The sequence below is a fragment of the Elusimicrobiota bacterium genome (assembly GCA_026388095.1).
Classification (GTDB): Bacteria; Elusimicrobiota; Elusimicrobia; order UBA1565; family UBA9628; genus UBA9628.
Genome location: JAPLKL010000007.1, coordinates 36,308 through 58,099 on the forward strand (window position 1 = coordinate 36,308; position 21,792 = coordinate 58,099).

General features: G+C 68.6%; 25 protein-coding genes and 1 pseudogene. 15 read left to right on the forward strand and 11 right to left on the reverse strand.

From position 1 onward, the window contains the following. Positions 1–7: 7 nt before the first annotated feature. From NTY77_01570 to NTY77_01580, 3 genes are read right to left on the reverse strand one after another with little or no spacing between them, the layout of a single operon-like run. Complete coding sequence (locus NTY77_01570) at positions 8–1,522, reverse strand: HD domain-containing protein (GenBank protein ID MCX5794169.1); 1,515 nt, start codon at positions 1,520–1,522, stop codon at positions 8–10. After that, positions 1,519–3,087, reverse strand: a complete 1,569-nt coding sequence (locus NTY77_01575; protein ID MCX5794170.1) for a long-chain-fatty-acid--CoA ligase — start codon at positions 3,085–3,087, stop codon at positions 1,519–1,521. Before NTY77_01575 ends, NTY77_01570 begins: the two co-directional genes overlap by 4 nt. 33 nt (positions 3,088–3,120) lie before the next feature. After that, positions 3,121–3,354, reverse strand: coding sequence for an Lrp/AsnC ligand binding domain-containing protein (locus NTY77_01580; GenBank protein MCX5794171.1), 234 nt, complete (start codon positions 3,352–3,354; stop codon positions 3,121–3,123). A 108-nt stretch (positions 3,355–3,462) separates the two neighbouring features. On the opposite strand from NTY77_01580, the gene NTY77_01585 reads away from it, so the two are divergent. From NTY77_01585 to NTY77_01600, 4 genes are read left to right on the forward strand one after another with little or no spacing between them, the layout of a single operon-like run. Beyond that, positions 3,463–5,064: a hypothetical protein gene (locus tag NTY77_01585; protein ID MCX5794172.1), complete on the forward strand. Its 1,602-nt coding sequence runs from the start codon at positions 3,463–3,465 to the stop codon at positions 5,062–5,064. 47 nt (positions 5,065–5,111) lie between these two features. After that, entirely contained in the window at positions 5,112–5,588 is a 477-nt protein-coding gene (locus NTY77_01590) for a DUF192 domain-containing protein (protein MCX5794173.1), read from the forward strand. A 45-nt stretch (positions 5,589–5,633) separates the two neighbouring features. Further along, entirely contained in the window at positions 5,634–6,938 is a 1,305-nt protein-coding gene (locus NTY77_01595) for an ATP-binding protein (protein ID MCX5794174.1), read from the forward strand. Between the two features lie 14 nt (positions 6,939–6,952). Continuing rightward, positions 6,953–8,662, forward strand: a complete 1,710-nt coding sequence (locus NTY77_01600) for an alpha-amylase family glycosyl hydrolase (protein MCX5794175.1) — start codon at positions 6,953–6,955, stop codon at positions 8,660–8,662. Between the two features lie 35 nt (positions 8,663–8,697). Here the strand turns inward: NTY77_01600 and NTY77_01605 are convergent, their stop codons facing one another. The 6 genes from NTY77_01605 to NTY77_01630 form a co-directional block, all read right to left on the reverse strand. Continuing rightward, a complete protein-coding gene (locus NTY77_01605; GenBank protein ID MCX5794176.1) occupies positions 8,698–9,003 on the reverse strand; it encodes a type II toxin-antitoxin system RelE/ParE family toxin in 306 nt (101 codons plus the stop codon). 4 nt (positions 9,004–9,007) lie between these two features. Continuing rightward, the gene (locus NTY77_01610; GenBank protein ID MCX5794177.1) at positions 9,008–9,286 is read right to left on the reverse strand and encodes a type II toxin-antitoxin system prevent-host-death family antitoxin; all 279 of its coding nucleotides are present in this window, start codon (positions 9,284–9,286) and stop codon (positions 9,008–9,010) included. Between the two features lie 141 nt (positions 9,287–9,427). Next, the gene (locus NTY77_01615; protein MCX5794178.1) at positions 9,428–9,694 is read right to left on the reverse strand and encodes a hypothetical protein; all 267 of its coding nucleotides are present in this window, start codon (positions 9,692–9,694) and stop codon (positions 9,428–9,430) included. 6 nt (positions 9,695–9,700) lie between these two features. After that, a complete protein-coding gene (locus tag NTY77_01620; GenBank protein MCX5794179.1) occupies positions 9,701–10,000 on the reverse strand; it encodes an AbrB family transcriptional regulator in 300 nt (99 codons plus the stop codon). Between the two features lie 391 nt (positions 10,001–10,391). Beyond that, positions 10,392–11,075: a response regulator transcription factor gene (locus tag NTY77_01625; GenBank protein ID MCX5794180.1), complete on the reverse strand. Its 684-nt coding sequence runs from the start codon at positions 11,073–11,075 to the stop codon at positions 10,392–10,394. Positions 11,076–11,100: 25 nt separating this feature from the next. After that, on the reverse strand, positions 11,101–12,705 hold the full coding sequence (locus NTY77_01630) for an acyl-CoA carboxylase subunit beta (GenBank protein ID MCX5794181.1): 1,605 nt from the start codon (positions 12,703–12,705) through the stop codon (positions 11,101–11,103). Between the two features lie 175 nt (positions 12,706–12,880). On the opposite strand from NTY77_01630, the gene NTY77_01635 reads away from it, so the two are divergent. Both NTY77_01635 and NTY77_01640 read left to right on the forward strand, forming a co-directional pair. Then, the gene (locus tag NTY77_01635) at positions 12,881–13,858 is read left to right on the forward strand and encodes a hypothetical protein (GenBank protein ID MCX5794182.1); all 978 of its coding nucleotides are present in this window, start codon (positions 12,881–12,883) and stop codon (positions 13,856–13,858) included. Positions 13,859–13,878: 20 nt separating this feature from the next. Next, positions 13,879–14,811, forward strand: coding sequence for a PorV/PorQ family protein (locus NTY77_01640; protein ID MCX5794183.1), 933 nt, complete (start codon positions 13,879–13,881; stop codon positions 14,809–14,811). On the opposite strand, the gene NTY77_01645 is transcribed toward NTY77_01640, so the two are convergent. After that, complete coding sequence (locus tag NTY77_01645; GenBank protein MCX5794184.1) at positions 14,789–15,607, reverse strand: inositol monophosphatase family protein; 819 nt, start codon at positions 15,605–15,607, stop codon at positions 14,789–14,791. The genes NTY77_01640 and NTY77_01645 overlap by 23 nt on opposite strands. Continuing rightward, positions 15,597–16,367, reverse strand: a complete 771-nt coding sequence (locus tag NTY77_01650; protein MCX5794185.1) for a uroporphyrinogen-III synthase — start codon at positions 16,365–16,367, stop codon at positions 15,597–15,599. Before NTY77_01650 ends, NTY77_01645 begins: the two co-directional genes overlap by 11 nt. 65 nt (positions 16,368–16,432) lie before the next feature. Between NTY77_01650 and NTY77_01655 the strand changes: the two genes are divergently transcribed. The 9 genes and pseudogenes from NTY77_01655 to rplS all read left to right on the forward strand — a co-directional run bounded on the left by NTY77_01655 (position 16,433) and on the right by rplS (position 21,655). Then, positions 16,433–16,999 carry a PTS sugar transporter subunit IIA gene (locus NTY77_01655; GenBank protein ID MCX5794186.1) on the forward strand — a complete coding sequence of 189 codons (567 nt, stop codon included), beginning with the start codon at positions 16,433–16,435 and terminating at the stop codon, positions 16,997–16,999. A 22-nt stretch (positions 17,000–17,021) separates the two neighbouring features. Continuing rightward, complete coding sequence (gene def / locus NTY77_01660) at positions 17,022–17,534, forward strand: peptide deformylase (protein MCX5794187.1); 513 nt, start codon at positions 17,022–17,024, stop codon at positions 17,532–17,534. Further along, a complete protein-coding gene (gene fmt / locus NTY77_01665; protein ID MCX5794188.1) occupies positions 17,531–18,481 on the forward strand; it encodes a methionyl-tRNA formyltransferase in 951 nt (316 codons plus the stop codon). The genes def and fmt overlap by 4 nt, the downstream gene beginning before the upstream one ends. Positions 18,482–18,489: 8 nt before the next feature. Continuing rightward, the gene (locus NTY77_01670) at positions 18,490–19,446 is read left to right on the forward strand and encodes a PASTA domain-containing protein (GenBank protein ID MCX5794189.1); all 957 of its coding nucleotides are present in this window, start codon (positions 18,490–18,492) and stop codon (positions 19,444–19,446) included. A gap of 2 nt (positions 19,447–19,448) precedes the next feature. Beyond that, positions 19,449–20,141 carry a ribulose-phosphate 3-epimerase gene (gene rpe, locus NTY77_01675; protein MCX5794190.1) on the forward strand — a complete coding sequence of 231 codons (693 nt, stop codon included), beginning with the start codon at positions 19,449–19,451 and terminating at the stop codon, positions 20,139–20,141. A gap of 26 nt (positions 20,142–20,167) precedes the next feature. Continuing rightward, on the forward strand, positions 20,168–20,458 hold the full coding sequence (rpsP, locus tag NTY77_01680; GenBank protein MCX5794191.1) for a 30S ribosomal protein S16: 291 nt from the start codon (positions 20,168–20,170) through the stop codon (positions 20,456–20,458). Then, on the forward strand, positions 20,455–20,682 hold the full coding sequence (locus NTY77_01685; GenBank protein MCX5794192.1) for a KH domain-containing protein: 228 nt from the start codon (positions 20,455–20,457) through the stop codon (positions 20,680–20,682). Before rpsP ends, NTY77_01685 begins: the two co-directional genes overlap by 4 nt. 14 nt (positions 20,683–20,696) lie before the next feature. Beyond that, positions 20,697–21,299 (forward strand): tRNA (guanosine(37)-N1)-methyltransferase TrmD, encoded by a 603-nt coding sequence (gene trmD, locus NTY77_01690; protein ID MCX5794193.1) that lies wholly within the window; start codon positions 20,697–20,699, stop codon positions 21,297–21,299. Positions 21,300–21,331: 32 nt separating this feature from the next. Further along, positions 21,332–21,655, forward strand: a pseudogene (gene rplS / locus NTY77_01695) (50S ribosomal protein L19). Positions 21,656–21,792: the final 137 nt, after the last annotated feature.

The following is a 21,792-nucleotide window of genomic DNA, read 5'->3' on the forward strand; positions in this document are numbered from 1 at the left end:
TATAGAGTTATTTCAGTCTCTTAAGGAAATCCAGAGCCGCTTTCTTGGTGCCGATCTTCCCCTCCGCCTGGGCCTCCCGGAGCTTTTCCAGCAGTTCCCCCACCTTGGGGCCCGGAGGGATGCCCAAGGCCTTCATCACCGCGTGGCCGTCCACCAGCCGGTCCGGCACGGGCTTGCGCCGCTCGTCGAAGCGGCGGCGCAGGAGCAGCGCGATGACCTGCAGATGCTTGAGGGTCTTGCGCGCCTCCACGGGCCGCACGCTCGACATGTCGTAGGAGTCCGGGTCCTCCGCGGCCGCGGGCAAGAGCCGCTCGAGCTGCCGGTGGGGCAGGTAGCTGGCATGGTCGGCCCAGCACACCAGGAGCACGGCCACGGCGTGCTCCCCCAGGTCGCGGAAGAAGCGGTACACCGCTTTGTCGGTCAGAACGCCCCCGGCCGTCAGGTTGCCCGGCCGCAGGTGGTGGGTGGCCACGGCCGCCACCAGCTCGATGGTCTCGTTGGGGAAGCGTAGGGCCTTGAGCAGGCCCGCGGCGCGCCGCGCTCCCGCCAGGTCGTGGCCGAAGAAGCGCAGTCTGCCCCCTCTGCGCCGCGCGGTCTCGGGCTTGGACACGTCGTGCAGCAGCGCGGCCAGCATCAAGGCGGCGCGCCAAGGCTGCCCCGGCCGCAGGCGCTCGCCCAAGGACTCCTGGAGCGGCCCGGCCGCGGCGCCGAACACCCGCCGCGGGTCGGCCAGGAGCAGGTCCAGCCGCGAGCACACCTCCAAGGTGTGGCGCAGCACCCCGCCGCGGCCGTAGTAGCAGGTCGCGCACTGCCGCGCGGCCTCGAGGTCCTCGAAGAGCTCGGTCAGCAGGCCCGCGTGATCCATGCGCGCCAGCCAGGCCGGACAGCCCGGCTCGGCCAGGAGCAGGGTGAGCTCGGCCGAGATGCGCTCCGGCGCGCTGCGGCGCACCCGCGAGCGCAGCGCGCGCAGGCGCTGCAGGGTCTTGGCCTCGATGGCGAAGCCCAGCTGGGCTCCCAAGCGGAAGGCGCGCAGGACGCGCAGCGGGTCGGCCTTGAGGATGCCCTCATCCTCGCAGCGCAGCACGCCGCGGCGCAGGTCGGCCAGCCCGCCGCGCGGGTCCAGGACGGCCGCGGCGGACAGCGCAGCGGACAGGTCGCCGGTCAGCGGCAGGGCCAGGGCGTTGGCCGTGAAGTCCCGGCGCCCAAGGTCGGCCACGATGTCCTCGCCCTGGAGCTCGCTGACGTCGATGTGCAGAGCCCCCCGGCCCTTGGGCAGGGCCAGCCGGAAGACGCCGTTCTCCGAGTCGAGGACCACGAAGGCCGCGCCCAGGCTGCGTCCCAGCCGGGCGGCCCCGGCGCGCGCGCCGCGCACGGCCAGGTCGAGGTCCAGCAGGGGCCGGCCCAGCCAGGCGTCGCGCAGGGCTCCCCCCACCAGGTAGGAGGGCCGGGGCAGGTCCTTGGCGGCGGCGCGCAGCAGGGCCAGCGCCGGGCCGGGGAGGCGCGCGACGGGACGCTCGGTCATGGCGCGCGGCGCCGGGCCAGCTCCTGCCGGCGCAGGACCGTCTTGAGCACCTTCTGCAAAGCGTTCTTGGGCAGGCCGGCCACGATCGCGACGTCGCGGGGCCGCTTGTAATTGTCCAGCCGCTGCCGGCAGAAGCGCAGCAGCTCCGCCCGGTCGGCCTGCGCCCCTCGCCGCAGCACCACGAAGGCCTTGACCGTCTCGTTTCCGACCTCGTCGGGCACCCCCACCACCGCGGCCTCGGCCACGGCCGGATGCTCCAGCAGCGCCGCTTCCACCTGGGCCGAGAAGACCTTGAGGCCCTTGACGATGATCATGTCCTTGAGCCGGTCCTTGATGGTCAGGTAGCCGTCCGAGTCGAGGCTGCCCACGTCGCCGGTCTTGAGCCAGCCCTCCGCGGAGATGGTCTCGGCCGTGGCCTGGGGGTGGTTGTAGTAGCCCTTCATCACGCAGTCGCCCTGGATGCAGACCTCTCCGTCGGCCCCGGGCGGCAGGGCGCGGCCTTCCGGGTCCACGATCTTCAGGCGCACCCCGGCGATGGGCAGGCCCACGGTCCCGGGCCGGCGGCCTGCCGGCGGGTTGATGGTGGCGATGGGCGAGGTCTCGGTGAGCCCGTAGCCCTCCAATATCGGGACCTTGAGCTGCGCTTCGAAGCGCCGGGCGGTCTCCTGGGCGAGGGGCGCCGCTCCCGAGACCGCCATGCGCACGCGGCGGAAGAACCACCACCGGAGCATGATGCGCTTGAGCCCGGCCGCCTCCTTGGCCAGCACGGCGTAGAGCTGGGGGATGGCGGTGAAGACGGTGACCCCGTGGCGGGCCATGAGCTTGAGCCACAGCTTGGCCGGGGTGACCCCCGGCGCGATGGCGACCTCGACCCCCCCCCACATGGGGACCAGGACGTTGGCGGTCCAGGCGAAGGAGTGGAACATGGGCAGGATGCAGAGCATCACATCATTGCGGCGCAGGCCCATGTGCGCGGCGGCGGCCGTGCAGTTCGTGACCAGGTTGCGGTGCGTCAGCATCACGCCTTTGGGCACGCCGGTGGTGCCGGCGGTGTAGAGGATGCCGGCCAGGTCGGACTCCGAGGCCGCGGCGCGCGGCAGGCTCTCGGGGTCGCCGCGCAGCAGTTCCGAGAAGGGGCGCTCATCGGGGCCCGATTCATCGACGACCCAGATGGCCTTCAGGGCCCCGGCCTGCTTCTGCGCCAGCCGCAGCCCGGGCAGGAATTCCGCCGCCGTCACGGCCGCCTTGGCGCCGCAGTCTTTGAGCATGAAGCCCAGGTCTTCAGGTTTCTGGACCATGAAGTTGATGGGCACTGCCGCTGCGCCCAGGCGGGCCAGCGCGAAGTAGGAGACCACGAAAGGGATGCCGTTGCGCAGCACGAGGGCGACGCGGTCGCCCTTGGCCACGCCGGCGGCCTGCATCCCGGCGGCGGTCCGCAGGACACGCGACCGGAGGTCCCGGTAGCTCAGGCGCTCGTCCGGCGTGGAGAGTCCGCCCGCGGGCGGCTGGCGCTCGGCCGCCGCGTCCAGGAGGTCGTTGAGGGTGAGGATAGCCTGCTCAGGCATCGTCGCGGCGCCTTCGCAAGAGGAGAATGGAGGTCAGATGGCGGTCGTGATGAGGCTCTCGGTGGACATCACGCCCGGGATGGCGCGGATGTCCCGGACGATGACGTTGGAAAGGGTGAAGAGGTCCTTGGTCTCGATGTCGAGGACGAGGTCCCAGCGGCCGAAGACCGCGGTGACATGGGCCACGCCATCCGTCTGCTTGATCTTGGCCAGGGCTTGCTTCTCCTGTCCCGCCATGAGCCGTACCAGCACGAGTCCCGTCACCATAGCCTTCTCTCCTCGCGACAGCGATTTGCGCACGGCTCGTCGAGAATGACGTTGGGCAGTATATCAAATTATTGGTATCATTCCCCGACCTCAGACCGACTCGACCCCATGCCCAGGCTTGAGCATTCCCATGGCCGGACCCAGTTCGTCGTCCTGGCGGCGTTCTACGCCCTCTTTTTCCTGGGCCGTTGGGCTTGGCTGAGTTGGGAGCGCCCGGTCCGCCTCTCGGCCGCGAAGGCCGAGTACCTGCACGACGAGTTCGTGGACATCAGCCTGACCGCCCGCGACGCGTCTTTGGCCGACGCCTGGAGGTCCTCTTCTCCTGCGGTGACCGTCACCCGGCGAGGCCGGCCGGTGGAGACGATCGCGGGCCTGCGCGAGCTGCGGCTGAGCCCCGATGGGGCGGGCCGCTGGTCCGGCCGTTGGCCCTGCCCCTGGAACGCCGCGCCGGGAGAGTACCGGCTGGAGCTCTCGTCCTCATCCGCGGCCGCGCTCGGGCAGCGGCTCTTGGCCAAGCCGTTCCGCATCATCCGGCGGCGGCCGCAAGCCCTGCCGCAAGGCCTGGCGGTGCTGACCTTGGAATGCGACCTGCCCTTCGCCGGCCTCAAGGTCACGGCCCCCGACGGCAAGGTCAAGGACTGGCGCGGACTCCTCGACTGGGTCGAGTACGTGGGCGCCGACGCCTTCTGGGTCCTGGGCGGCCGCTCGCCGGGAGACAAGCCCGGCGAGGTCTGGCTCTCCTACAACCTGCCCATCATCCCTGAGTTGGCCAAGGAGTGCCGCCGCCGCGGCATCAAGTTCGGCGTTTACGCGCAATGCTTCCTGACCATGTCCGGCCAGTCGCGCCTGCCCGGCTACGAATATGCCCTGGAGGTCCAGGACGGGCGCGTGGTCCCGACCCGGGCCTTCTCCCTGCGCGACGACAAGCGCGTGCGCGACGTGGCTGACCTGCTCAAGCGCTTCCGGGATATCCCCGGAGTGGACTACCTCGGAGTGGACTACATCCGCAACGCCCTGGGCGGCGTGGAGCTGGTCGACGAGTTCTACCGGGACATGGCGGGCGTCGTCTCGCCCCCGGCCGAGTTCGCGCATCTGAGCTCTGAGGAGCGGATGATCTACTTCGCCCGCAAGAGAGTCATGCGCAAGGACATGGCCTTCATCGACGCCTGGCAGTGGTGGCGGGCCCACCGCGTCAGCGGCATCATCCGGCGCCTGAAAGCCGAGCTCGGCGCTGCCCAGCCGCTCTGGGCTTTCATGCTGACCTGGGATAAGGGCTGGCATCACGGCCAGGACGCGGTCATGTTCAACGACGCGGGGGTAGACGCCGAAGCGCTGATGCTCTACGAAGCCGACGCTCAGCAGTACTCGGTCCTGCTCTCGGATTGGCACCGCTACCTGGCCCGCGGCGACGCCCAGCTCATCGTGGGAGACGTCGTCGACTGGCCCCTGCACCAACGCAGTCCGGACGGCCCCCAGGAGCTCTACCGCCGCACGGCTCTTGCGGTCGACGGCATCTACTCGGACGGCCCCGCCCGCGGGCTCTTCGTCCACGACCTGGGCCGGGCGCTCTGGGGCCGGCTGGGGCCGTGGTCGACGCGGGCTTGGCTCGACGAGGCCCGTGCCGCGATCCGGCATCTTAAGGAGGCGGGCAAGGGCCCGCCGTCCCCACAGGCGAAGGCCGTTCTCCTCTCGCCGGAGGGGGCGCCGTGACCGCCTGGCTGGCCGTAGGAAATCCCCCGCCGCAAGAGGAGCGCTCCATGGAGAGACGAACCAGACTCATTCTGACGCTGGCGGCCGCCTGGGCCCTCTGCGCGGCGGCTCCCGCGCCACAGCAGGTCGCGCGGCACGCCGACCTGCGCTTCGCCTCCGGCCGTCAGATCACGGTGGATGTGGTGGACACCCCGGCCGGCCGCGAGACGGGCCTGATGTACCGCAAGTCGCTGCCCAGGGACTACGGCATGCTTTTCGTCTTCCCCATCGAGATCGGGAACATGACCTTCTGGATGAAGAACACCTGGGTCAGCCTGGACATCGTATTCATCGGCGCGGACCATAGGATCACGCGCATCCACGAGCGCGTGCCTCCTTCGACCGCGAAGACCACGGACGAGGAGGTCGCGCGGGCCCGGGGTCCGGCGCAGTACGTGCTGGAGCTGCCGGCCGGCGCGGCGCGGCGCTACAAGCTCAAGGTCGGACAGCCGCTCGATTTCGCGGTGCCCGTCCCGGAACGCTAGCAGACCGCTTGACGGCGGCTGCCTGTAGGTTTAGACTATTGTCCCATGTCCCAGCGCGATGAGTGGTTCGGCGGGCCCGTCGAAGGCGTGGTCTTCGCTCTCATCATGGCCGTGGCCGCCTTCCTGGGCCGGGAGAACCCGCGCTTCGTCTATCCCGAGGTCCTTTACTGCCTCCTGGCGCTGCTGGCCTTCAACCTCGTCAACTTCTCGGCCCTGCCCCGTCTGCTGCCGCAGCCGCGCCGTTCCGTGCTCGTCGTGGCCTCCAACATCCTCCTTCTGACTTTGGTCCTGCACTATTCCGGCGGGGCGCAGTCCTATTTCTGGGTGCTCTATCTGCTGCCGGTCTTCAACGCCTGCCTGGCCTTCGGGCGGCGCGGCGTTCTGGCCACCATCGCGGCGGCGCTGGCGCCCCTGCTGGTCTTCTACCTCGGGACCCTGTCCCGACTGGGCTGGGGCGGCGCCATCGAGCTTCTCGTCAAGGCGGCCATCATCACGGCTTCGGCCGCTGTGGTCATGCAGGTGGCGGGCCGCGAGCGCGAGGCGCGGGCCCGCCTCGAAGAGGAGCGGCGGCGCAGCGAGACCGAGCGGGTCCAGGCGCGCGAGCAGCTCCAACACATGGACCGCCTCGCCACTCTGGGGACGCTCATCGCCGGGGTCGCGCATGAGCTCAAGTCGCCGATGGCGGGCATCCTGGGCTATGCGGAGCTCGCGCACGGACGGGAACTGCCCCCGGCCGAGGCCAAGCGGATCTTCGGCCGCATCGCGGAGAGAGCCCGCAACTGCGAGCAGGTCATCCAGGACATGCTCGCCTTCGCCCGCCAGAAGACGGGCGCGCGCAAGGCCTGCGACATCAACGCCCTGATCCGGGAATGCGTGGCCCTCAAAGAGCATGACTGGTTCATGGACCGGCTCGCGGTCGACGCGGAGCTCTCCGCGGACCTGCCGCGCACCGAGCTCTCCGGGGCGGAGTTCCAGCAGGTCATCTTCAACCTCTTGACCAACGCGCATCAAGCCATCCGCGCCGCGCGCCGCGCGGACGGACGCATCCGGCTGAGCACCCGCCGCGAGGACGGGGAGATCCTCGTCCGCGTGGAGGACAACGGCCCCGGCATCCCGGCCGATATCGCGGAGCGCATCTGGGAGCCGTTCTTCACGACCAAGCCGGAGGGCGAGGGCACCGGGCTCGGCTTGGCCATCTGCCGCCGGATCGTGGATTCCCTCGGCGGGTCCTTGACTCTGCAATCCGGCCGCGGCGAGGGCGCCGCCTTCCTCATCCGCCTGCCGATCGTGGCCGAGGCGGAGGCCGCGGGAGCGCGGCCTGGGCAGAGCCTCCCCGGCGCGGGGACATAACCCAGGAGGACGCCATGCCCGAGCCTCGGTCCGTCAGGGAACTGGATTTCAGCCCGAAGCCGGGCCGGCGCTACTGGTCGAGCGACCGCGAGTGGCGCGAGGAGTTCATCTATTTCCTCATGGTGGACCGCTTCCACGACGGCCGGGAGCGCCGCCCTCGGAGCGAGGCCGGGCGCTCGGCCGGCAGCGGCACGCCGGAGCAACTGAGCCGGTTCTGCGGCGGGACCCTCAAGGGCATCACCCGGAACATCGGCTACATCCAGGACCTGGGCTGCACGGCCCTCTGGCTGAGCCCCATCTTCGAGAACGACCCGGACCCCCGTTCCGACAGCTACCACGGCTACGGCATCTGGAACTACCTCAACGTCGACCCCCGCTTCGGCACCAAGGCCGACCTGGTGGCGCTGGTCGATGAAGCCCACCAGCGGAACATGCGCGTCTTCCTCGACGCCGTGGCCAACCACTGCGGCGACGTCTGGTACTACGAGGACGACCAGCCGCGCTGGTTCCGAGACGATCAGAAGTCTTGGCCCTTCGGCGGCTGGCGCCGGTCCGACTATCCCGTGCCCGTGGAACTGCGCGACCCGGAGGCTTTCTACCGCTGCGGTCAGATCCGGGACTGGGGCTGGGACAGCTTCCCCGAGACTCAGTGGGGCGACTTCTACACCCTCAAGGGGTTCAATAACGACGATGACCCGGCCGGCCTGGAGCTGCAGCGGGTCCTCAACGCGGCGCACAAGTACTGGATCCGCGAGGCGGACATCGACGGCTACCGCATGGACGCGGTCAAGCACATGGGCGAGACCGCCATCGCGCGCTTCTGCCAGGAGATGCGCGAGTACTCCTACGAACTGGGAAAGCGCAACTTCTTCCTCTTCGGCGAGCTGGTGGCGGGCGACGATGCCATCAATCGCTACACCGGTCCCAACACCGCGGGCAAGGTGGACGGCAAGACCATCTACTACGGGCTCTCCTCGGTGTTGGACTTCCCCCTCTACTGGACCCTGCCCGGCGTCATCAAGGGCTTCGTCAACCCGTTGGCCCTGGTCAACCGCTACGAGGCCCTGCGCGAGCGGGCGTTGAACCGCGGGGAGCTTGGCCGCTACATGGTGACCTTCATAGACAACCACGACCAGATCGGGCAGATGTACAAGCGCCGCTTCGCGGCCGGCGCCCGCGACGAGCAGGTGATCGCGGCCGTAGGCTACCTCATCTGCGCCTTGGGCACGCCCTGCATCTATTACGGGACCGAGCAGGGCTTCACGGGTGAGGGCGAGAGCGACCACGTCATCCGTGAGGCCATGTTCGACCTGGCCGACCCGGGGCGCGACCTGCTCAACAAGGACTGCCGCATCTACCGGGAGATCGCCAAGATCGCCAAGGTCAATCAGGCCCATCCCGGCCTGCGCTTCGGCCGCATGTATTTCCGGGAGGTCTCAGGCAACGGCTCGGACTTCGACCTGCCCGCCGCGCATCCCTGCACCTTGGCCTTTTCGCGGGTTCTGGCCGATGAGGAGATTCTGGTCGCCTACAACACCTCCACGACCGAGCGGCGGCGCGACTGCGTGGTCGTCGACGCCGGCCTGCACGCGGCGGGCAGCCGGATGTCGTATCTATACGGCGGCCGGGGCGAAGTGACGGTGGAGTCGCATCCCGACCCGGCCAACGGCTCGCGTTTCGTCAAGCTGGAGCTCGATCCGATGCAGTTCGTGATCCTGCGCTAGGTGTCAGGCTTTCACGAACTTCACGGTTCCGGCCCTTAACGCTGATAGGTGCTTTCGGACCGTCTTCTGACCGCCAGCAGGACGACTCGCTTGGCCTCGTCGTCCACATCGTAGAGTATCCGGTAGTCCCCCACCCTGAGCCGATGCGTCGCGACCATATGGGCGATGCTCACAGGCGGCCTTGGGAACTTGAATTTCTTGCCCTGAGGCCGCGGGTCGGCGGCCAGTGATTCTATGGCTTCTTTGATCCGTGATGCGAGCGTCCTCGGCAGCTTCGTCAGCTCCTTGAGAAAATGCTTCTCGACGGCTTCGCTGGCGAACCCGACGGAATAGTCCCGCATCGGCTCAAAGTTCTAGTTTCTTCAATACCTTCGCAGCCGGCCGCCAGCGGCCCGCCGCGTAAGCCTTGCGTCCAGACTGGACCATGGCGACGAGTGCTTGGTCTCGGGATTCCTCGAGCATCTCTAGAAGGTCCACCATCTCATCGTAAGGGATGAGCATATAGGCAGGCTGGCCTCTGTCAGTGGCCACTATCGGCTTATGGGTTCTGAGCAGCATGGAAAGATTGTTCTTGAGTTCCTTGACGCCCACGTGTCGCGCTTTGAGTATCTGAGCCAGGGTCATGGGGCCTCCGAAAGTAGCTACTAAAGTAGCTACCTACATTATAGCCCGAAGACAGGGATTTTCAACCCCCCCAGCCCTACTCTATATAATACGATTTGGGAGTCAAAAAGTTCCCGGAAGGGGCGGCCGGCAGCAGGCGCGTCAGAGTGACCGTCGCAGCTCGTCGTGGGTCCCGACCGCCAGGAGCCGGACCTCGTCCCGGGACATGGAGAAGACGAGCCGGTCCAGGAGACCGGCGCGCACCTCCCAGAGGCCGCGGCGCAGCTCGCGCAGGCCCAGGCTGGGCATGGGCCGGTCCTCTTGGAGCATCCGCTCCAGGAGGAGCAGGGCCTTCGTCACGGACTCCTGCCTCCCGGCGGGTAGCTTCCGGTAGAGCCTCTGGAAGGCGTCGGCGCTCGTGTAGCGCATGGCGCCTCAGCGCTTGAGATCCTTGAGCAGGGCGGACACGCGCCGGAAGGTCTTGCCCTTCCCCTCTCGGCGCAGGCGGGCCAGCTTCTCGTAGGCTCCTGGGGAGAAGTCGGGGTCGACGGGAAGCGTCTCGGTCCGGGTCAGCCTGACGGTGCCGGCCTCCGCGTCGACGATGAATCCGACGAGGTCGCCCTTGGCGCCGACCTTGAGGAGCTCGCGCACCGGCTTGGGCAGAGTGATCTGGGCCTTGGAAGTGACCGAGGCGGTGATGAGCCTGGGGGTGTGATGGGAATCCTTATTGACCATAATCACGGATGATAGCATAAAACGGAATCCTTACAAACAGCATAACGACGTTCCGCCCCTCCGCTGGCGCGTCGGGGCGGTGGCGCCCGGCGCAGACGGCGGCGCCGGGCGCTCGGAGAACGGCGGGGAGGCGGGCTGGTGAGGCCGGCTAGCAGGCTGCTGATAAAGTCCGTTCTGCGAGCGCCCGGCGGCCGTCTGCCGGGCGCAACCGACCCGCGAAGCGGGGCGGCAGAACCCATCCGATGGGTTGCACGAAGGATGGCGCCTTCGGCGCGACTGGCCCAGGCAGGCTGCGCCTGTCTGGGCCAGTTCGGGGATGGACTGTTGCCCGCTACCGAAAGGACTGTGTCCGGACATAGTCCTTTCCGCAGGAGGGTTTATCAGCAGCCTGCTAGTCGTCGAAGCGGTAGCCGAAGCCGCGCACGGCCACGATCCGGTTGGCCGTGGGGCCGATCTTGTCGCGCAGGTGGGAGAGGGTCACGTCGATGACCTTGGTGGAGAGGTCCAGGCCCTGCTCGTAGCCCCAGACGTGCTGGAGCAGGAAGTCGCGCGTGAGCACCCGGTTTCGGCGGTGCATCAGGAACCAGAGCAGGTCGAACTCCTTGGCGCTCAAGGGGACTTCCTTGTGCTTGACGTAGGCCTTGCGCGAGGTCCGGTCGAGCTTGAGCTCCCCGGATTCCTGCACGGTCGGCTCTTCCAGGGCTCCGGTTCGGCGCAGCAGGGCCTCCACGCGCGCCACCAATTCCTCGGTGTTGAAGGGCTTGGTGATGTAGTCGTCGGCGCCCTCGCGCAGGCCCGTGACCTTGTCGCTGACCGCGTTCTGGGCCGTGAGGATGAGGATGGGCAGCCGCGCCGATTTTTCCTCGCCCCGCAGGTCCTTGAGCAACTCCATCCCCTCGCCGTCCGGCAGGGCCCGGTCGAGGACCATCAGGTCGGGCAGAGCGCGCTGCAGGCTCTTGCGCGCCTTGGCCAATGTGTCGACCGTCTGGACCTCGCAACCCTCGTCCTTGAGCACCTCGCGGATGAGCTCGGAGGTTGCCGCCTGATCCTCGACGACCAAAATCTGGGCTTTCATCGTATCAGGACCGGATTATACCACATCAGAGCGGAATATTTCCCCGGTTCTCGTGGGTCCCGGGGATGCGCTTGTCGCGCAGGAGACGCAGAGCCCGGATGATCTTGGTGCGCAGCAGACGCGGCTCGATGACCTCGTCTATGGAGCCGGTCGAGGCGGTCTGGTAGGGCGAGGCGAAGCGGTCCTTGTACTCTGCGGTGAGCTTGGCGCGCAGGGCGGCTTTCTCATCGGCGGTCTTGGCCGCGGCCACTTCGCGACGGTAGAGGATCTCGACCGCCCCGGCCGGGCCCATCACCGCGATCTCCGCGCTGGGAGAAGAGAAGTTGAAGTCGCTGCCGAGCTTCTTGGAGCTCATGGCGATGTAGGCCCCGCCGTAGGCTTTCCGGATGACCACCGCGATCTTGGGCACCGTGGCCTCGGAGTAGGCGAAGAGGAGCTTGGCCCCGTGCCGGATGATGCCCCCATGCTCCTGGGTCACGCCCGGCCAGTAGCCCGGCACGTCGGTCAGGGTCACGATGGGGATGTTGAAGGCGTTGAGCAGGCGTATGAAGCGCGCCGCCTTGTCCGCGGAGTTGATGTCCAGGGCTCCGGCGAAGTGGGCCGGGTTGTTGGCCACCACGCCCACGGCCTCTCCGCCCATGCGCATGAAGCCCACCACGATGTTCTTGGCCCAGCCCGCGTGCACCTCGAAGAACTTGTGCTCGTCGGCGATCTGCCAGATGACGTGGTGGATGCGGTAGGGCTTGCGCGGGTCCATCTCGCACATCTTCTCCAGCAAGGGGATGCCGCGGCTGACCGGGTCCGGATTGGCCACGCGCGGCGGCTTCTCCCAGCGGTTCTGCGGCAGGTAGGACAGGAGCTCGCGGACTTGGCGGAAGCAGTCCGGCTCGGAGGCGGCCACGAAGTGGCAGACTCCTGACTTGTTCGCGTGGGCGGCGCAGCCGCCCAAGGTGTCGAAGCTCACGTCTTCGCCCGTGGCGGCCTTGACCACGTCCGGGCCGGTCACGAACATGTGGCTGATGCCCTCGACCATGAAGATGAAGTCGGTCAGGGCCGGGGAATAGACCGCGCCCCCCGCGCAGGGGCCCAGGATGACGGAGATCTGCGGGATGACGCCCGAGCACTGTGTGTTGCGGTAGAAGATCTCGGCATAGCCGTCGAGGGAGTCGACGCCTTCCTGGATGCGCGCGCCGCCCGAGTCCAGCAGGCCGATGATCGGCACCCGGTTGGTCAGGGCCATGTCCATGACCTTGCAGATCTTCATGGCGTGGGCGTGCCCGAGCGAGCCGCCCAGGACCGTGAAGTCCTGCGCGAAGACGCAGACCTCCCGTCCGGCCACGGTGCCGAAGCCGGTGACCACTCCGTCGCCCGGCGGGTTCTTCTCCTTGAGGCCGAAGTCCGCGCAGCGCGTGCTCACCAGCAGGTCGGTCTCCTGGAAGCTGCCGTCGTCGAGCAGGTACTGGATGCGCTCCCGCGCCGTGAACTTGCCCTTGGCCTTCTGCGCGGCGATGCCCTTCTCCCCGCCTCCGAGCATGACCGTTTCGACCATCTGACGAAGGCGCGTCAGACTCGGGGCGGCGGGCCGCTCTTTCTTGGCGTGCTCCGGCGGGTTCGTCTTCGCGGATTCCATTCTGGCTCTCCTATGGTCGCGGCTGAGTCAAGACGACGGCGACGGCGGCATCGCCGATCCGGGCCCCGGAGGCGGGATCATCGATGAGAACGTCCAGGATCGTCGTCAGAGAGACGCATTATAGCTAATTTCCAATCGCCTTGACAGGCGCGGGGCAATCCGATAAGATTAAGGCGTGGCGGACCTTTGGGGAGACGTCTGGTTCTACATCTCGACTCTGGGATTCCTCGGCAGCGGCGCGCTGTTCTTGTACCTCCTGGGCCAGTACCGTTCGGCGGTCGAGGAGACGGATGAGAGCGACACTGCCTCTCCGTCTCAAGAGGCGGCCTCGGTGGAGCCTCCACCCGCCCAGCCTGCGGTCCTCGAATTGACCCCGGTCCCGGTGGCGACCCCTATCGTGTCTTGGCCCAAGACCAAGACCAAGACCGCGCCAGCCGTGGCGCTGCCGGTCGCTGCCGCCCCATCTGCGAAGGTGGAACCGCAACCCTCCCCCACGACCGCCAAGGCATCGCCTGTTAGCGCTCGGGGCGTCGGCGCTCCCGCGCCGGCGAAAGGCGCGGCGCCAGAGCGCCGTGCCGGCGACGGCGTCAACCCGACCGTCGCCTACTTGCAGAACATCCGATCCCAGATGGAGAGGTTCGACAAGAACATCGCGGCGCTCAAGGCCTTGTCCGCGCAGCAGGCCGCCCAAGGCCAACTCGTGCTCAAGAAACTCTCCGAACTGGCCGAAGGATTCAAGACGGGCGCCGGCCGTGAGGAAATCCGTCCGGCCGGCACCGGCGGAACCTCCGATACCGTCGGCGGAGCCTCCGATACCGCCGGCGTCTCGCCGAGCAGCGCCTTCCCCGCAGCGACGCGATCCGCCGATCTTGCGCTGGAGACGGTTCCTCAAGCGGCCCCTGCCAGCCAGTCCGGAGCACTGCAGCCCGCCCAGGCCGCGGAGCCCGAGCCGGCGAGCGCGGCTCCGGAGTCGGTTCTTCCCATCCCGGCCCAGGAGCCGGAAGCTGAGGCGGAACCTCCCGCGGCCGCGGTTGTCGAGGCCCCGCCGCAGGAGCCCGCCACCCCCGAGCCCGCGTCACCCGCGCCGGAACCGGAACTGGAGCCGGCCGTTCGCCCATTCCAGCCGCGCAAGGGCCCGGTCTGGCCCGTCTAGCGTTCGCGCTGGTCCTGCTCGTGACCGGCGCGGCCCCGGCCCGGGGCGGCATGTTCGCGCCTTCCGCGTTCTCCGCCGGCTCCGTCGGCACGACCGGCGCGGCATTCCTCAAGCTGGTCCGCTCGGCGCGCGATTCGGCTCTGGGGGGCGCGGCGGCCGCCGGCGCGCAGGGGGCCGAGGCCCTGTTCACCAACCCCGCCGGCCTCGCTAGCCTTCTGCCGGAGTCCCCCTCCGAACTGAGCCTCTCCTACGACAATCTCCTGGAGAGCTCTTATCTCGGCTCCGCGGCCTGGGGACGCCCGGTCGGGCGGTCCGGCGCCTTGGGCGCGGACCTGGTGTATTTCTCCCAAAGCGCCCAGACGGCCTACAACGGCCGCGGGGATGCGGTCGGCTCCTTCCGGCCTTACGATCTGGCCGTGGCCCTGGCCTACGCGCGGCGGTTCGACGGCTTCGCCCTGGGCGGCGGCCTGAAGCTGATCCGGTCGTCCCTTGATGACGTATCGGGGACGAGCGCGGCGCTCGACTTCGGCGCGCAAGCCCGCAGCATCTGCCTGGTCGGAGACCGTCCCGTCGATGTCGGGGCGCATGTCTCCAACCTCGGGCCGCCCATAAAGGTGGGCGGGACGTCGGCGCCGCTGCCCTTGGCTTTCGCGGGCGGAGTCCTTTGGCATCTGTCCACCTTCGTCGACTCGAGCCTCGACGTGCATGTGCCCTCGGACCAAGACCCTTACGTCAGTCTGGGAGTGGAGGCGACCTACAGGTTCGACCAGGGCAAGCACAGCGCCGCCCTGCGCCTCGGCTACGACCAGAACCACATCCGGGAGCTCGACGGAGCGGCTGGGTTGACCGCAGGCGGCGGCTTGGACCTGGGGGGCTTCCGGGTCGATTATGCCTGGGTCCCCTACGGAGACCTGGGCATGCAGAACCGCTTCACTCTGGCGCTGCGCTTCTAGCGCCGAGGCGCTCGGCCAGGATCCTGAGCATCGCGGCGTGGACGCGGCCGTTGCTGGCCAAGGTCTGACGGCCGAAAGACGCGATCCCATCCCAGGGGCGGCCGTGGAAATCCGAGACCTTCCCCCCCGCCTCGCGCACGAGCAGCAGCCCCGCGGCCACGTCCCAGGGGCTGAGGTGGAATTCCCAGAAGCCCTCGGCGCGCCCCGCCGCCACCCAGGCCATGTCCAGGGCGGCCGAGCCGCTGCGGCGCACGTCGTGGCAGCGGACCATGAAGGAGCGGTAGAACCCGGTGTAGAAGTCGGGGCGCGAATGGCGGTCGTAGGGGAAGCCCGTGATGAGCAAAGACCGCGCCAGGCTCCGCACCGCGGAGACGCGCATCGGCTTGCCGTTGAGCCGGGCCCCGCATCCGGCTTCGGCCAGGAAGCGCTCGTCGCGGAACGGGTCGTGCACCCCGGCGAGCAGAGGGCGGCCGCGCCGCAGCAGGGCGATGGACACGCAGCCGACCGGATAGCCGTGGGCGAAGTTCGTGGTCCCGTCCAGGGGGTCGATGACCCAGACGTACTCCGAGCCGGTGTCCCGGCAGGCCTTCTCCTCGGCGCGGTAGTCATGACGCGGCAGACGGCGGCGGATCAACTCCAGGATGGCCTTCTGGCTCTCCAGGTCGGCCTGCGTGAGGAGGTTGGCCCGGCCCTTGTAGCGGATGCTCACCGAGCCGAATCGTCGCCGGAGCACTCGGCTGGCCCGGTCCAGGGCTTCCCGCAGGACGTGGCGCAGTTCAGCTCGTTCAGCGCGCACGGAAATGCCTCGCGAGCGCGCCGCAGAGGGAGGCCACTGTGGCGCGCGGAGCTTCCACCGCCGCGCTCACCCCGCGCTGTTCGAGCGCGGCGCTGGTGACCGGCCCGATCGAGGCCGCCACGGCCCGGTTGAAGAGGCGGCGGCGGGAGGCGGCGGGAAGCTGACGCAGGAGATTCTCCACGGCGGAGCCGGAGGTGAAGACCACGGCGTCGACGCCGCCGGAGGCTGCGGCCGCGCGCAGGCGCCGCGCGCCGCGTCGGTCCGCCAGAGTCCGGTAAGCGGCGACGGCGTCGACTTTGGCCCCCTGCGCGCGCAGGAGGCGCGGCAGGACCTCGCGGCCTGCCTGCGCCCGGGGCAGGAATATCCTCTGGCCCCGCACCCGGCCCGCGACCGCGGCCAAGTCCTCGGCGCGATGCCTTCGCGGCGCCACAGCGCGCCAGCCTCTGCGGCGCAGGGCGCCGGCCGTGGCCGGGCCCACGGCGAAGACCTTGGGCGGCGGCGACAGCCTCAGGCCCAGGGCCCGCGCGCGGGCGAAGGTGCTCTCGACGGCGCGCGCGCTCGCGAAGACCGCGGCATCGTAACGTCCGAGGTCACGCAGCGCCGCGTCCAGGCGCGTCCACGACGCGGGCGGCGCGAAGCGGATGACCGGCACGCTCCAGACGCGCGCGCCCAGCGCCCGCAAGCCGTCGGCCAAAGGGCCCGCCGGACCTTCGGGGCGGGTCACCAGGATGGTCCGCCCCATGAGAGGCTTGCAGGACATGCGCCATTCTAGCAAGTGTCGGTTTTGACAGTCCAATTCGCGAATGGTATAATTATGAATCTTCTATGGTTCTGCCGTTCTTCCCTGACAAGAAACGCCAGCCTGCCGCCGCTTTAGGAAAATCGGAGAGACTTTCCAACAAGGCGGGAGCGTTGGTCCGTCCGAAAAGCATCGCCATTTCCAATATTTTGAGCGAGGACGTGGTGATCCAGGCCCCGGCCGGGGTCGGCAAGGACGGGCTCATCGAGCTCCTGGTCGGCCGGCTCTGCGATCGCAAGGCCATCGGCAGTCCCCAGACTCTGCTGGCCAAGGTCTTGGAGCGAGAGCAGGGCATCAGCACCACCTTGGATACCGGGTTGAGCCTGCCCCACGCCCGGGTGGATTCGATCACGGAGATCGTGGCGGCGCTGGCCTTGGTCCCCCAGGGGATCGCGGACCCCAAGGCCGGAGATCTGACCATCAGGCTCATGTTCCTGTTCTTCTCCTCTAGCAGGCCGGATATCCTGCCCTTGCACCTGCAACTCCTGCGCGGGGTCGCCTCCCTATTCCAGCCCCAGATCATCGCGGAACTGGCGGGCGCGCCCGACCCGGCCGCGGCTCTGGCGATCATCCGCAGAGTGGAGAACCCCTAGCCCGCCAGCGACGGAGATCCGGATGGCCATCCTGCGCATCACCAAGCACGGCGAGCCGGTCCTCAAGAAGGCCTGCGCGCCCGTCACCTACGAGACCTTGCTTCCGGGCCTGCCCAAGCTGCTCAAGGACATGTGGGCGACCATGTACTCGGCCAAGGGCGTCGGGTTGGCCGCGCCCCAGGTGGGACTGAGCCTGCGGCTTTCCGTCGTGGACGTGCGGCCTGAAGGCAAGGCCCAGCGCCTGGTGCTCATCAATCCCGAGATCGTCGCTCGCGAAGGGGCCATTTTCGAGGAGGAGGGCTGCCTGTCCGTCCCCGGGGTCTTCGCCCGGGTCAAGCGCTGCGCGCGCGTGCGCATCCGCGCCCTGGACGCGCGCGGGCGGCCCTTCGAGATGGAGGGCACTGGGCTCCTGGCCAAGGCCTTCCAGCACGAAGTGGACCACCTCGACGGCAAGCTCTTCATCGACCGCCTGCCTTTCACCGAGAAGCTCAAGGTCCTCTCCCTCATCAAGGATCTGCGCCGGGACTGGACGTGAGGACCCTCTTCTATGGTACGCCGGCGCTAGCCGTCCCGTTCCTGGACCTCCTGGCCCGCAAGAGCGCGGTCGTGGGCGTGCTCACCAGCGCGGACAAGCCCGTCGGCAGGAGCCTGCGGGTGCAGCCGACTCCGGTCAAGGCCCGGGCCCTGGAGTCGGGCCTGAAGGTCCTGCAGCCGGAGAGACCCTCGGCCGCGGCTGCGGAGCTCTCGGAGCTCAAGCCGGACCTCGCGGTGGCCGTGGCCTACGGCAAGCTCCTCCCCCCCGAACTGTTGGCGGTCCCCGCGCTGGGCAGCCTCAACGTCCATTTCTCTTTGTTGCCCAAGTACCGCGGCGCGGCGCCGGTGCAGTGGAGCCTAGCGCGCGGCGAGTCCCGTACCGGCGTCACCGTCTTCTGGATCGAAGGGGGGTTCGACACCGGCCCCGTGTTCTTGCAGCGGGCTCTCGATATCGGGCCCGATGATGACGCGGAGGGGCTGTTCTCTCGCCTCACCGCTCTGGGCCTGGAGGCCCTGGAGCGGGCCATCGACGAGCTCGCGGCGGGCCGCGTCCGCAAGGAGCCCCAGGCCGGGGAGTCCAGCCTGGCCCCCCGCATCCGTCGGGAAGACGCCCGCATCTCTTTCTCCCGGCCCGCGCGGCAGATCCATGACCTGGTGCGCGGCATGCGCCTGTGGCCGACGGCTTATCTCGAGCTGAAGTCCCCGGCCCCGCGGCTCGTCCAGGTGCACCGGACCCGCCTGCCCGAGCCCCGCGAACGCTCCGCCTCCGGTCCGGGCCCCGGCCTCATCGTCGGCATTGAACCGCACGGCGGTATTTTGGTACAATGCTCGGACTGCAGCAGTGTTTGGCTCCTCACGGTTCAGACCGAGGGTAAAAAGCCGGTAGCCGCTGCGGATTTTCTCAATGGCCTCCGCCTCGGCGTGGGGGACTTTTTGTCTTTGGCATGATTCTCGATATGAAGGGGGAGGTGCGGTCGTGGGAAGCGATCGGCGTGAGTTTGGCTCTCGTGGTCGCGGTCTTCGCTCTGCTGCAATGGGGGATAGAAGGCGTGATCCATGACCGCAAGACTCAGACCATGCCCGAGCTCAAGGGGCGGTCCATCTCCGCGGCCTTGGACCTGCTCTCCCCTCTCAACATCGGCCTGCGCAAGGAAGGCACCGAGTTCAACAACGCCGTGCCCATCGCTTCCGTGCTGCGCCAGTACCCCGCGGCCGGGACCGTGGTCCGCGAGGGCAAGATCGTCCGCGTGGTGGTCAGCCAGGGCGGAGAGACCGTCTTGACCCCGTCCATCGTGGGACTGCCCCTGCGCAACGGGGAGATGCTCTTGCGCCAGAGCCAGCTGGTGCTGGGAGAGGTCAACGAGAGCTATTCCCTCAAGTTCGAGAAAGGCACCGTCCTCTCCCAGGAGCCCAAGGCCGAGGCCAGCGTCGAGCGCAACGCCTTGGTCAACGTCACGGTCTCGGGCGGCTCGCCGCCGACCGGGGTCAACCTCATGCCCGATTTCCTGCGCAAGAACATCCAGGAGGTCCAGTCCTGGGCCAGCACCGCGGGCGCGACGCTGAGCTCTCGCAAGGACTTGTCCTCCCCCTTCGCTTACGGGACCATCCTGTCCCAGGAACCGGCGCCGGATACTCCCTTGAGCGCGGCCGCCAAGGTCTCCGTCGTCATCAGCGGCAAGCTCGGCAAGTCCGGCGAGGCCGGCCCGGCCGTCACCAATTTCCACTACGAGCTGCCGCAGGGCGGCAGCGAGAGCCTGGTGCGCATCGTGGTCTCGGATAAGTACGGCGAGCGCGAGCTCTTCAACGGCCTGCGCCGGCCCGGCTCCAAGATCGACCTGCCGGTGCAGGAGACGGGCGGAGCGCACGTGCGCATCTTCCTCAACGGCATCCTCGTCGACGAGAGGGACATGTGACCATGACCGCGGCACGGACGGTGGAGATCGTGCCCTCGCTTCTGTCGGCGGACCTGTCCCGCCTGCCGGCCGAGCTGCGCCGGGTCCAGGAGGGCGGCGGCGAGTGGGTCACCGTGGACGTGATGGACGGGCACTTCGTTCCCAACCTGAGCTTCGGGCCCGATCTGGTGCGCGCCGTCAAGCGCCTCTCCCCCCTGCGCGTGGACGTCCATCTCATGGTGACCAACCCCGAGACCGCGGCCCCTTGGTTCATCAAGGCCGGCGCGGACCGCATCATCTTCCATCTGGAGGCCTGCGGCGACCCGCGGGCCTTGCTGCGCGCGCTGCGCGGCCAGGGCGTGGAGGCCGGCGTCGCGGTCAAACCGGGCACGCCGGCCGACGGGTTGCTGCCGCTGCTGTCCGAGGCGGACATCGCCTTGGTCATGACCGTGGAGCCGGGCTTCGGCGGGGCGGCGTTCCTCAGCGCCATGCTGCCCAAGATAACGGCGGCGCGCCGGACCCTGGACGAGGGCGGCCTGCCGTGCCGCCTGCAAGTGGACGGAGGCATCAATCTGGATACCGTGGAAGCCGCGGCCGGGGCCGGTGCGGAGATCCTCATCGCGGGCGCCGGCGTTTTCGGCAACCCCGACCCGGCGGGGGCCATCCGGACCTTGCGCGCCAAGGCGCAGGCCGCTTATTCCGGGCGCGCGGGCTGATTTCGAGGAGTTCAACAGGAGGAGACATGTCCGTAGTCATCAGGTTGCAGAGGACGGGAAAACCGAAGCAGGCGCACTACCGCGTGGTCGCCATCGAGCGCAGCCGGGGCAGCACGGGCAGGCCCATCGAAGTCCTGGGCAGCTACGACCCCCGCGGCGAGACGATCAACAAGAAGCTGGTGGTGCGTCAGGACCGTTACGAGGCTTGGCGCAAGAACGGCGCCCTGCCGTCCGTGACGGTGGAGAAGCTGATGCGTCAGTCCCAGAAGAAGTCTGCGGCGCCCGCGTCGGCCGCCGCGGAGCAGGCCAAGCCATGAAAGACCTCGCTCAATTCCTGGTCAAGAACCTGGCCGATCATCCGGACCAGGCCTCGGTGCAGGACTCGGAATCCGACGGAACCGTGACCTTGAAGCTGGTCGTGGCCGAGGAGGACAAGGGCAAGATCATCGGCAAGAAGGGCAAGGTGATCAAGGCCATCCGGTCCCTCGTGGGCGCGGCCGGGGCCAAGGCGCAGAAGAAGACGGTGGTGGACATCGACTGAGGCCGAAGAAGACCATGCGCATCGACGTGGTGACGCTGTTCCCGGAGATGTTCGAGCCCGTTCTGGGCGCGAGCATCGTGGGCCGCGCCCGCGCGCGCGGGCTGCTCGAGCTGGGGACCGTCAACCCGCGCGACTTCGCCCCGGACCGGCACCGGACCGTCGACGACCGGCCCTTCGGCGGCGGCGCGGGCATGGTGCTCAAGGCCGAGCCCCTCTACCGCGCCATCGAGAGCGTGCGCCGGCCAGGCAGCCGCGTGGTCTACCTCTCGCCGCAGGGCCGAAGATTCGACGCGGCCGCCGCGCGGCGGCTGGCCCGGGAGAAGCACCTGGTCCTGGTCTGCGGCCATTACGAGGGCGTCGACGAGCGGGTCCTGCGCTGCTGCGACGAGGAGCTGTCGGTCGGGGACTTCGTGCTCACGGGCGGGGAACTCCCGGCTATGATGGTGGCCGACGCCGTGGCGCGGCTCATCTGCGGCGTGCTCAAGAAGGAGGACGCGACGCTCAAAGAGTCCTTCGAGGCTGGGCTGTTGGAGCATCCGCACTACACCCGGCCGCGGGTCTGGAAGGGCCGCAAGGTGCCTGAGGCCCTGCTGTCCGGAGACCACCGGATTTGTTGAAGACTAGCACATAAGCACATAGGAGACGAGTTATGATGGTGGCAGCAGAACAGGCGAAGAAGCAGTTCCCGGATTTCCGTCCGGGCGACACGATCAAGGTTCACATCAAGGTCGTGGAAGGCGACAGCGAGCGCGTCCAGGTCTTCGAGGGCACGTGCTTGGGGCGGCGGGGCCGCGGCGACGGAGCCAGCTTCACCGTGCGCAAGGTGTCCTTCGGCGTGGGCGTGGAGCGGACCTTCCCCCTGTTCTCCCCGCACATCGAGAAGATCGAGGTGACCATGTCCGGCAGGGTCCGGCGGGCCAAGCTCTACTATCTGCGGGGCTTGAGCGGCCGCGCGGCGCGCGTCGACGAGATCAGCCGCGAGACTCCCGAGGCAGGCCCGAAGGCGGCCCCGGCGTCCGAGGCCCCCGCCGCAGGCGCGGCGCAGGCCGAAAAGGCCAAGCCCGCGGCGGCTCCGGCGCCGGCCCACAGCGAGACCGGCAAGTCCCATTC

Excerpts from the sequence above, each read along its gene's own strand:
- NTY77_01625 (MCX5794180.1), bottom strand. The coding sequence starts at position 11,075 with ATGAAAGCCCAGATTTTGGTCGTCGAGGATCAGGCGGCAACCTCCGAG.
- NTY77_01605 (MCX5794176.1), bottom strand. The coding sequence starts at position 9,003 with ATGCGGGACTATTCCGTCGGGTTCGCCAGCGAAGCCGTCGAGAAGCAT.
- NTY77_01600 (MCX5794175.1), top strand. The coding sequence starts at position 6,953 with ATGCCCGAGCCTCGGTCCGTCAGGGAACTGGATTTCAGCCCGAAGCCG.
- NTY77_01620 (MCX5794179.1), bottom strand. The coding sequence starts at position 10,000 with ATGGTCAATAAGGATTCCCATCACACCCCCAGGCTCATCACCGCCTCG.
- NTY77_01655 (MCX5794186.1), top strand. The coding sequence starts at position 16,433 with ATGGTTCTGCCGTTCTTCCCTGACAAGAAACGCCAGCCTGCCGCCGCT.
- trmD (MCX5794193.1), top strand. The coding sequence starts at position 20,697 with ATGCGCATCGACGTGGTGACGCTGTTCCCGGAGATGTTCGAGCCCGTT.
- NTY77_01580 (MCX5794171.1), bottom strand. The coding sequence starts at position 3,354 with ATGGTGACGGGACTCGTGCTGGTACGGCTCATGGCGGGACAGGAGAAG.
- NTY77_01670 (MCX5794189.1), top strand. The coding sequence starts at position 18,490 with ATGAAGGGGGAGGTGCGGTCGTGGGAAGCGATCGGCGTGAGTTTGGCT.
- NTY77_01610 (MCX5794177.1), bottom strand. The coding sequence starts at position 9,286 with ATGACCCTGGCTCAGATACTCAAAGCGCGACACGTGGGCGTCAAGGAA.
- def (MCX5794187.1), top strand. The coding sequence starts at position 17,022 with ATGGCCATCCTGCGCATCACCAAGCACGGCGAGCCGGTCCTCAAGAAG.
- NTY77_01590 (MCX5794173.1), top strand. The coding sequence starts at position 5,112 with ATGGAGAGACGAACCAGACTCATTCTGACGCTGGCGGCCGCCTGGGCC.
- rpe (MCX5794190.1), top strand. The coding sequence starts at position 19,449 with ATGACCGCGGCACGGACGGTGGAGATCGTGCCCTCGCTTCTGTCGGCG.
- NTY77_01585 (MCX5794172.1), top strand. The coding sequence starts at position 3,463 with ATGCCCAGGCTTGAGCATTCCCATGGCCGGACCCAGTTCGTCGTCCTG.
- NTY77_01615 (MCX5794178.1), bottom strand. The coding sequence starts at position 9,694 with ATGCGCTACACGAGCGCCGACGCCTTCCAGAGGCTCTACCGGAAGCTA.
- NTY77_01575 (MCX5794170.1), bottom strand. The coding sequence starts at position 3,087 with ATGCCTGAGCAGGCTATCCTCACCCTCAACGACCTCCTGGACGCGGCG.
- NTY77_01685 (MCX5794192.1), top strand. The coding sequence starts at position 20,455 with ATGAAAGACCTCGCTCAATTCCTGGTCAAGAACCTGGCCGATCATCCG.
- rpsP (MCX5794191.1), top strand. The coding sequence starts at position 20,168 with ATGTCCGTAGTCATCAGGTTGCAGAGGACGGGAAAACCGAAGCAGGCG.
- NTY77_01650 (MCX5794185.1), bottom strand. The coding sequence starts at position 16,367 with ATGTCCTGCAAGCCTCTCATGGGGCGGACCATCCTGGTGACCCGCCCC.
- NTY77_01630 (MCX5794181.1), bottom strand. The coding sequence starts at position 12,705 with ATGGAATCCGCGAAGACGAACCCGCCGGAGCACGCCAAGAAAGAGCGG.
- NTY77_01595 (MCX5794174.1), top strand. The coding sequence starts at position 5,634 with ATGTCCCAGCGCGATGAGTGGTTCGGCGGGCCCGTCGAAGGCGTGGTC.
- NTY77_01570 (MCX5794169.1), bottom strand. The coding sequence starts at position 1,522 with ATGACCGAGCGTCCCGTCGCGCGCCTCCCCGGCCCGGCGCTGGCCCTG.